Origin of the sequence: Pseudomonas sp. (genome assembly GCF_030696055.1) — a bacterium.
Taxonomy (GTDB): Bacteria; Pseudomonadota; Gammaproteobacteria; order Pseudomonadales; family Pseudomonadaceae; genus Aquipseudomonas.
Genome location: NZ_JAUYNP010000023.1, coordinates 1 through 8,338, shown reverse-complemented (window position 1 = coordinate 8,338; position 8,338 = coordinate 1). Strand labels below are relative to the sequence as shown.

Here is an 8,338-nt window from a genome sequence, read left to right as displayed (position 1 = left end):
GTGGCGCGGGCCATCCGGATTGGTCAGGCCCATAAAGATCATGATCTTGCAGCGCGGGTCGCAAGCACCGGAAGTCCACCACTTGGTGCCATTGATCACCCACTCATCACCCTCGCGCACGGCGCGGGCTTGCATATTGGTAGCGTCGGAGGACGCTACGCCCGGCTCGGTCATGGCGAAGGCCGAACGTATCTCGCCGGACAGCAATGGCTTGAGCCACTTTTCCTTCTGCGCTTCGTTGGCATAGCGCACCAGCACTTCCATATTGCCGGTGTCCGGCGCGGCGCAGTTGAAAGGCTCGGCGCCGATCAGCGAGCTGCCCATGATTTCCGCCAGCGGCGCGTATTCGGTGTTGGTCAGGCCGGCGCCCAGCTCGGATTCCGGCAGAAACAGGTTCCACAGGCCTTCGGCTTTGGCCTTGGCTTTCAGCTCTTCCATGATCGCGGTCGGCTGCCAGCGGTCGCCCTGATTGACCTGTTGTTCGAACACGGCTTCGGCTGGATAGACATAAGCCTGCATAAACGCGCTGACACGTTCACGCAGGTCCTGAACCTTGGGGGAGTAGGCGAAATCCATGGGCGGCTACCTTCTGACGCTGATGATGAATGAGGGAGTAGGTGAGTTGGAAATGATGCTAGAACAGGGGTTAAGATTTATCTAATCTATTCTCGCCGTGTATAAACATTCATCACCGATATATGATCAACTGATACCGACAACCCTCGGAGTGAGCGTGTAATGAATCTGAACAAGGTCGACCTCAACCTCTTTGTCGTCTTCGATGCCATCTACACCGAGGCCAATCTGACCCGTGCCGGACAGATAGTCGGGATCACCCAACCTGCGGTATCCAACGCCCTGGCCCGCCTACGGGAAACCTTCAACGACCCACTGTTCGTGCGCACCGCCCAGGGCATGGTCCCCACGCCCATGGCGCAGAACATCATCGGCCCGGTGCGCAACGCCTTGCAGCAGTTGCGCATCTCGGTGCAGGAAAGCCGCATTTTCAACCCGGCGCAGGCCAACAAGACCTACCGCATCAGCATGACCGACCTCACCGAGGCGGTGATCCTGCCGACCCTGTTCCAGCGCCTGCGACGCATGGCGCCGAATGTGTGCATCGAAAGCATGCTGGCGCGCCGCCGGGAAACCACCAAGGAACTGGCCGCCGGGCGCCTGGATTTTGCCGTGGACGCGCCGCTCAACACCGACCCCCAGGTGCGTCACGTCAAGTTGATGGAAGACCGCTACGTCTGCGCCATGCGCAAGAACCACCCGCTGGCCAAGGACAAGATCAGCCTGGATGACTATATGGGCCTGACCCATATCCATATTTCCAGCCGCCGCAGCGGCCTCGGCCATGTCGACCTGGCCCTGGGGCGCATGGGCATCCAGCGCAAGATCGCCCTGCGCTCCCAGCATTACCTGATGGCCAACACAGTGCTGCAGAACACCGACATGGTGATGACCGTGCCCGAGCGTTTCGCCCGGCGCAACGACCTGCACCATGTCGAGCTGCCGCTCAAGGACATGGCACCGCTGGAAACCCACCTGTACTGGCACGAAAGCACCGACCAGGACCCGGCCAACCGCTGGATGCGCGAGCAGATCATCGAGATCTGCCAGCACGTCACCGCCCAGGAAAAGAAGCTTGAAAGCGCTTCAAGCTAGTCATCCAAGGCATTGATTTAACAGTGAGGCCTTGTCAGAACCTATCCCGGATGCAATCCGGGAGCGGATTGGCAGGCGGTAGATTTCCCCGGATTGCATCCGGGCTACGAAAACGCCGCTGACCAGGCTGTGTGAAAACTACTGCGCTCGGTTATGTGGCGTTAAAAACCGGCTCAAAATGCTCATTTACAGCTCGTAAACTGCGCTTTTTCGCCTGTTTTTGCCTTGCCTAACCTTCGCTCGCTACGTTTTCACACAGCCTGTAACTGGCCTTAATCGCCTGCCGACTTATTACAGGTTGCGGGCAATCACCAGGCGCTGCACGTCGCTGGTGCCTTCGTAGATCTGGCATACGCGCACGTCGCGATAGATGCGCTCCAGCGGGAAGTCCTTGAGGTAGCCATAGCCGCCCAAGGTCTGCAGCGCCGCCGAACAGACCCGCTCGGCCATCTCCGAGGCGAACAGCTTGGCCATCGAGGCTTCGGTCAGGCAGGCCATGCCGGCTTCGCGCAGGCTGGCGGCGTGGTGCACCATCTGCCGCGCCACGGCGATCTGGGTAGCCATATCGGCCAGACGAAAAGCCACCGCCTGGTGCTCGATGATCGGCTTGCCGAAGGTCACCCGCTCATGGGCATAGTCGCGCGCCGCCTCGAAGGCCGCACGGGCCATGCCCACCGACTGCGCGGCGATGCCGATGCGACCGCCCTCCAGGTTGCTCAGGGCGATGCGATAGCCCTCACCCTCTTCACCCAAACGCAGGCTGGCCGGAATGCGCAACTCGTCGAACTGGATCTGGCAGGTATCCGAGGCATGCTGGCCGAGTTTGTCCTCGACCCGTAGCACCGAATAGCCGGGCGTGTCGGTGGGCACGATAAAGGCGCTGATGCCCTTCTTGCCGGCCGCCGGGTCGGTCACCGCGAAGACGATCACCATTCCGGCATGGCTGCCCGAGGTGATGAACTGCTTGCTGCCGTTCAGCACATAGTGCTCGCCGTCGCGCCGCGCACGGGTGCGCAGGTCGCTGGCGTCCGAGCCGGCCTGGGGTTCGGTGAGGGCGAAGGCGCCGAGCATCTTGCCCTCGGCCAGAGGCCTGAGGAAGCGCTGCTTCTGCTCCTCGCTGCCGTATTTCAGGATCGGCATGCAGCCCACCGAGTTGTGCACGCTCATGATGGTCGAGCAGGCGCCATCGCCGGCGGCGATTTCCTCCAGGGCCATGGCGTAGGCCAGGTGGCCGGTCTGCGCGCCGCCCCAGTCCTCCGGCACCAGCATGCCCATAAAGCCCAACTCGCCCATCTCGCGCAGCGCGTCACTGGGAAAACGGTGCTCGCGGTCCCACTCGGCGGCGCAGGGTTTGAGTCGCTCCTGGGCGAACTGACGGGCCATGTCGCGGATCTGCAGCTCTTCTTCGGAAGGAATCATTCTCGGTCTCCCAACAAACACTAGGGTGTCGGCCTTGCCACGTACCTGTAAACGACGTTGGCGCCTACAGAAGCTCGATGGCCATGGCGGTGGCTTCGCCGCCGCCGATACACAACGAGGCCACGCCACGTTTGAGGTCGTATTGCTGCAGCGCGCTAAGCAGGGTCACCAGCAGCCGCGCGCCGGAGGCGCCGATGGGGTGGCCGAGGGCGCAGGCGCCGCCGTGCACGTTGAGTTTGTCATGGGGGATGTCCAGATCGCGCATGGCCGCCATCGGTACCACGGCGAAGGCCTCGTTGATCTCGAACAGATCGACCTGGCCCAGCGCCCAGCCAGTGCGAGTCAGCAAACGTTGCAGCGCACCGACCGGCGCGGTGGCAAACAGGTTCGGCGCATGGGCGAAGGTGGCATGCCCGCGAATCGCCGCCAGCGGCGTCAGGCCGCGTTTCTCGGCCTCGGACAAACGCATCAGCAGCAGCGCCGCGGCGCCGTCGGAGATCGAACTGGCATTGGCCGCGGTCACGGTGCCGCCCTCGCGGAAAGCCGGTTTCAGCGTTGGGATTTTCTCCGGGCGGGCCTTGGGCGGCTGCTCGTCGCTGGCGATGCTGCGCAGCTCGCGGCCGACCTTGGCCTGCACCGCGGTGATCTCGGCGTTAAAGCGCCCCTCGTCCATGGCTTTTTGCGCGCGGTTGAGGGAGGCCATGGCGAAGGCGTCCTGCTGCTCGCGGGTGAAACCGTAGGTGTCGGCGCACTCTTCGGCGAAGCTGCCCATCAGGCGGCCCTTGTCGTAGGCGTCTTCCAGGCCATCGAGGAACATATGGTCGAGCACCCGGCCATGGCCCATGCGCAGGCCTGCGCGGGCGCGCTCCAGCAGATAGGGCGCGTTGGACATGCTCTCCATGCCGCCGGCCAGCACCACCTCGACGCTGCCGGCGAGCAGCAGGTCGTGGGCCAACATGGTCGCCTTCATCCCCGAGCCGCACATCTTGTTGATGGTCGAGCACACAGTGCTTTGTGCCAGACCAGCGCCCAACGCAGCCTGGCGCGCCGGCGCCTGGCCTTGGCCGGCCTGCAGCACGCAGCCCATCAGCACTTCGTCTACCGCATCGGGCGCCAGGCCGGCACGCTGCAGAGTGGCGCGAATCGCCGCGGCGCCCAGTTCTGCCGCCGTCACATCCCTGAAATCGCCGAGAAAACCGCCCATGGGCGTACGCGCGGCGCTCACTATTACCACCGGATCGGATTGCCTGTTCATCTGCTCCCTCCTAACTGAGTCCCGTAGCCCGGATGCACTCCGGGGAAACATGGGGTGATCTTGTCCCGGATTTCATCCGGGCTACAGATTCGACCGTGTTACTTCGCGGCCATGCGCAAGGCGCCATCCAGGCGGATGACCTCGCCGTTGAGCATGCTGTTCTCGATAATATGGCGCACCAGCGCGGCGTATTCCTCGGGGCGACCGAGGCGTGGCGGAAATGGCACATTGGCGGCCAGGGAATCGCGCACCTCCTGGGGCATGCCGGCCATCATCGGCGTCTCGAAGATGCCCGGGGCGATGCACATCACGCGAATGCCCGAACGCGCCAGCTCACGGGCGGCCGGCAGGGTCAGAGCGACCACGCCGCTTTTCGAGGCTGCATAGGCGGCCTGGCCGATCTGCCCATCGAAGGCGGCGACCGAGGCGGTATTGATGATCACCCCGCGCTCGCCCTCCTCGTTCGGCTCGCCACGCGCCATGGCTTCGGCGGCCAGGCGCAGCATATTGAAGCTGCCGATCAGGTTGACGCCGACCACTCGGCTAAAACTCTCCAGGCCATGGGGGCCGTTGCGCCCAAGAATCTTCTCCGCCGGTGCTATGCCGGCGCAGTTAACCAGCCCATGCAGGCCGCCGAAGGCTTGCAGCGCCGCCTCTACCGCGCGGCGGCCGTCTTCTTCGCGGCTGATATCGGTGGGCACGAAGCGCGCGTTGCCGCCCAACTCCTCGGCTCGCGCCGCGCCGGCCTCGGCATTGATATCGGCGAGCAGCACCTTGCCGCCCAGGCCGATCAGCTCGCGAGCGGTGGCCAGGCCCAGGCCAGAACTGGCGCCGGTCAACAGAAATACGCGGTCTTGGATCTGCATGGATATCTCCTCATCCCTAGGGCGCAACGGGCTGGGCTTCACTAAATCGCCAGCAACACTTGACGTTAACGTAAACCATGCTTACGTTAACGTAAAGGTCAATATACGAGTACGTCCGTGAGCAGCCCCACCTACAGCATTTCCGAACTGGCTCGCGAGCTGGATATCACCACCCGCGCCATCCGCTTCTATGAAGAGCAGCAGATGCTCAGCCCCGAGCGCCGTGGCCAGGAGCGCATCTACAGCGCCAAGGACAAGGTCACCCTCAAGCTGATTCTGCGCGGCAAGCGCATCGGTTTCTCCCTGGCCGAGTGCAAGGAGCTGATCGAGCTATACGACCCGGTGCATGGCAATCGCAAGCAGCTGGAAACCTTTATGCACAAGATCGCCGAGCGCCGCGCCCAGCTGGAACAGCAGCTGCTGGATATTCAACAGATGCAGCTGGAATTGGATACAGCCGAAGAACGCTGCCTTACTGCGCTGACTGAAACAGATAAAAAACAAACAGTTATCTCCTGAACTTAAATCTAAAAATTACAGGTGGAACCATGAGCTATCCGTCCCTCAACTTCGCCCTCGGCGACACCATCGACATGCTGCGCGAGCAGGTACAGGCCTTCGTCGCCGCCGAGCTGGCGCCACGCGCCGCCGCCATCGACAGCGACAACCTGTTCCCGGCCGACATGTGGAAGAAGTTCGGCGACATGGGCCTGCTCGGCATCACAGTCGAGGAAGAATACGGCGGCTCCGGCCTGGGTTACCTGGCCCATGTGGTGGCCATGGAAGAGATCAGCCGCGGTTCGGCCTCGGTCGCCCTCTCCTACGGCGCCCACTCCAACCTGTGCGTCAACCAGATCAAGCGCAACGGCACCGCCGAGCAGAAGGCCAAATACCTGCCCAAGCTGGTCAGCGGCGAACATGTCGGCGCCCTGGCCATGAGCGAGCCGAACGCCGGCTCCGACGTGGTGTCGATGAAGCTGCGCGCCGATAAAAAGGGCGACCGCTACGTGCTCAATGGCAGCAAGACCTGGATCACCAACGGGCCGGACGCCAACACCTATGTGATCTACGCCAAGACCGACCTGGACAAGGGCGCCCACGGCATCAGCGCCTTTATCGTCGAGCGCGACTGGAAGGGTTTCAGCCGTGGCAGCAAGTTCGACAAGCTGGGCATGCGCGGCTCCAACACCTGCGAGCTGTTCTTCGATGACGTCGAGGTGCCGGAGCAGAACGTGCTGGGCCAGCTTAACGGCGGCGCACGCGTATTGATGAGCGGCCTGGATTACGAACGTGTGGTGCTCTCCGGCGGCCCGGTTGGCATCATGCAGGCGGCCATGGACGTGATAGTGCCCTATAGCCACGACCGCAAGCAGTTCGGCCAGAGCATCGGCGAGTTCCAGCTGATCCAGGGCAAGGTCGCCGACATGTACACCCAGCTCAACGCCAGCCGCGCCTACCTGTACGCCGTGGCCAACGCCTGCGACCGCGGCGAGACCACGCGCAAGGACGCCGCCGGGGTGATCCTCTACACCGCCGAGCGCGCCACCCAGATGGCCCTGGACGCCATCCAGATTCTCGGCGGCAACGGCTATATCAACGAATACCCCACCGGCCGTTTGCTGCGCGACGCCAAACTCTACGAGATAGGCGCCGGCACCAGCGAGATCCGCCGCATGCTGATCGGCCGCGAGCTATTTAACGAAACGCGCTGAGAGCGCGTCAGTTGCAAGCTTCAAGCGACAAGCTGCAAGAAAAAGCAGCCTTAACGCCGATCAACTCTTGCAGCTTTGAGCTTGCCGCTTGAAGCTGCGCCAGGAGCCTCGATGATTCTCAACTCTCAGATCAATCCACGCGCGCCCGAGTTCGCGCTCAACAGCGCGGCCATGCTCGACCAGGTGGGCGACCTGCGCGCCCTGCTCGCCCACGTCCATGCCGGCGGCGGCGAAAAAGCCCAGCATCGCCACACTTCCCGCGGCAAGTTGCTGCCGCGCGAGCGCATCAATCGCCTGCTGGATATCGGCTCGCCCTTCCTGGAGATCGGCCAGCTGGCGGCTTACGAGGTGTATGGCGAAGAGGTGCCGGCCGCCGGCGTGGTCGCCGGTATCGGCCGGGTCGAGGGCGTCGAATGCATGATCCTGGCCAACGACGCCACGGTAAAAGGCGGCAGCTACTACCCGCTGACGGTGAAGAAACACCTGCGCGCCCAAGCCATCGCCCAGCAGAACCGCCTGCCGTGCCTCTACCTGGTGGATTCCGGCGGCGCCAACCTGCCGCGCCAGGATGAGGTGTTCCCGGACCGCGAGCATTTCGGGCGGATCTTCTTCAACCAGGCCAACATGTCTGCCATGGGTATCCCGCAGATCGCCGTGGTGATGGGCTCCTGCACCGCCGGCGGCGCCTATGTGCCGGCCATGAGCGACGAGACCATCATGGTGCGCAACCAGGCCACCATCTTTCTCGCCGGCCCGCCGCTGGTAAAGGCAGCAACAGGTGAAATCGTAAGCGCCGAGGACTTGGGCGGCGCCGACGTGCATTGCAAGATCTCGGGGGTGGCCGACCATCTTGCCGACAACGACGAGCACGCCCTGGCCCTGGCGCGGCGCTGCATCGCCAACCTCAACTGGCGCAAGCTCGGCGTGCTGAATAAGCGCACTCCGATCAACCCGCTGTACGCAGGCGAAGAGCTGTACGGGGTGATCCCGGCCGACGCCAAGCAGCCCTTCGATGTGCGCGAAGTCATAGCACGCCTGGTCGATGGCAGCGAATTCGACGAGTTCAAGGCGCTGTTCGGCGCCACCCTGGTCTGCGGCTTCGCCCATATTCAGGGTTATCCGGTGGCCATCCTGGCCAATAACGGCATCCTGTTTGCCGAATCGGCGCAGAAAGGCGCGCACTTTATCGAGCTGGCCTGCCAGCGCGGCATTCCCCTGCTGTTTCTGCAGAACATCACCGGCTTTATGGTCGGGCAGAAGTACGAGGCCGGCGGCATCGCCAAGCACGGTGCCAAGCTGGTCAACGCCGTGGCCTGCGCCAAGGTGCAGAAATTCACCGTGATCATCGGCGGCAGCTTCGGCGCCGGTAACTACGGCATGTGCGGCCGCGCCTTTGATCCGCGCTTCCTGTGGAT

At 63.3% G+C, this 8,338-nt stretch carries 8 protein-coding genes; 4 read left to right on the top strand and 4 right to left on the bottom strand.

Annotated features, from left to right (window positions below):
- Nucleotides 1–576, bottom strand: a 576-nt coding sequence (locus Q8Q83_RS01290; protein ID WP_305620445.1) for an acyl-CoA dehydrogenase family protein, incomplete at its 3' end; no start/stop codon positions are given.
- A gap of 162 nt (nt 577–738) precedes the next feature.
- Here Q8Q83_RS01290 and Q8Q83_RS01285 point away from each other — a divergent pair.
- Entirely contained in the window at nt 739–1,671 is a 933-nt protein-coding gene (locus Q8Q83_RS01285) for a LysR family transcriptional regulator (protein WP_305620443.1), read from the top strand.
- Between the two features lie 291 nt (nt 1,672–1,962).
- Here the strand turns inward: Q8Q83_RS01285 and Q8Q83_RS01280 are convergent, their stop codons facing one another.
- From Q8Q83_RS01280 to Q8Q83_RS01270, 3 genes are all read right to left on the bottom strand, one after another.
- Nucleotides 1,963–3,090 carry an acyl-CoA dehydrogenase family protein gene (locus tag Q8Q83_RS01280; RefSeq protein WP_305620441.1) on the bottom strand — a complete coding sequence of 376 codons (1,128 nt, stop codon included), beginning with the start codon at nt 3,088–3,090 and terminating at the stop codon, nt 1,963–1,965.
- A 64-nt stretch (nt 3,091–3,154) separates the two neighbouring features.
- The gene (locus Q8Q83_RS01275; protein ID WP_305620440.1) at nt 3,155–4,345 is read right to left on the bottom strand and encodes an acetyl-CoA C-acyltransferase; all 1,191 of its coding nucleotides are present in this window, start codon (nt 4,343–4,345) and stop codon (nt 3,155–3,157) included.
- A 98-nt stretch (nt 4,346–4,443) separates the two neighbouring features.
- The gene (locus Q8Q83_RS01270; RefSeq protein WP_305620439.1) at nt 4,444–5,211 is read right to left on the bottom strand and encodes a 3-hydroxyacyl-CoA dehydrogenase; all 768 of its coding nucleotides are present in this window, start codon (nt 5,209–5,211) and stop codon (nt 4,444–4,446) included.
- Between the two features lie 117 nt (nt 5,212–5,328).
- Here Q8Q83_RS01270 and Q8Q83_RS01265 point away from each other — a divergent pair, with 117 nt between their 5' ends.
- The 3 genes from Q8Q83_RS01265 to Q8Q83_RS01255 form a co-directional block, all read left to right on the top strand.
- A complete protein-coding gene (locus tag Q8Q83_RS01265; RefSeq protein WP_305620437.1) occupies nt 5,329–5,730 on the top strand; it encodes a MerR family DNA-binding transcriptional regulator in 402 nt (133 codons plus the stop codon).
- Nucleotides 5,731–5,759: 29 nt separating this feature from the next.
- A complete protein-coding gene (locus tag Q8Q83_RS01260) occupies nt 5,760–6,923 on the top strand; it encodes an isovaleryl-CoA dehydrogenase (RefSeq protein ID WP_305620436.1) in 1,164 nt (387 codons plus the stop codon).
- Between the two features lie 111 nt (nt 6,924–7,034).
- A partial coding sequence (locus Q8Q83_RS01255; RefSeq protein ID WP_305620434.1) for a carboxyl transferase domain-containing protein occupies nt 7,035–8,338 on the top strand: 1,304 nt, incomplete at its 3' end.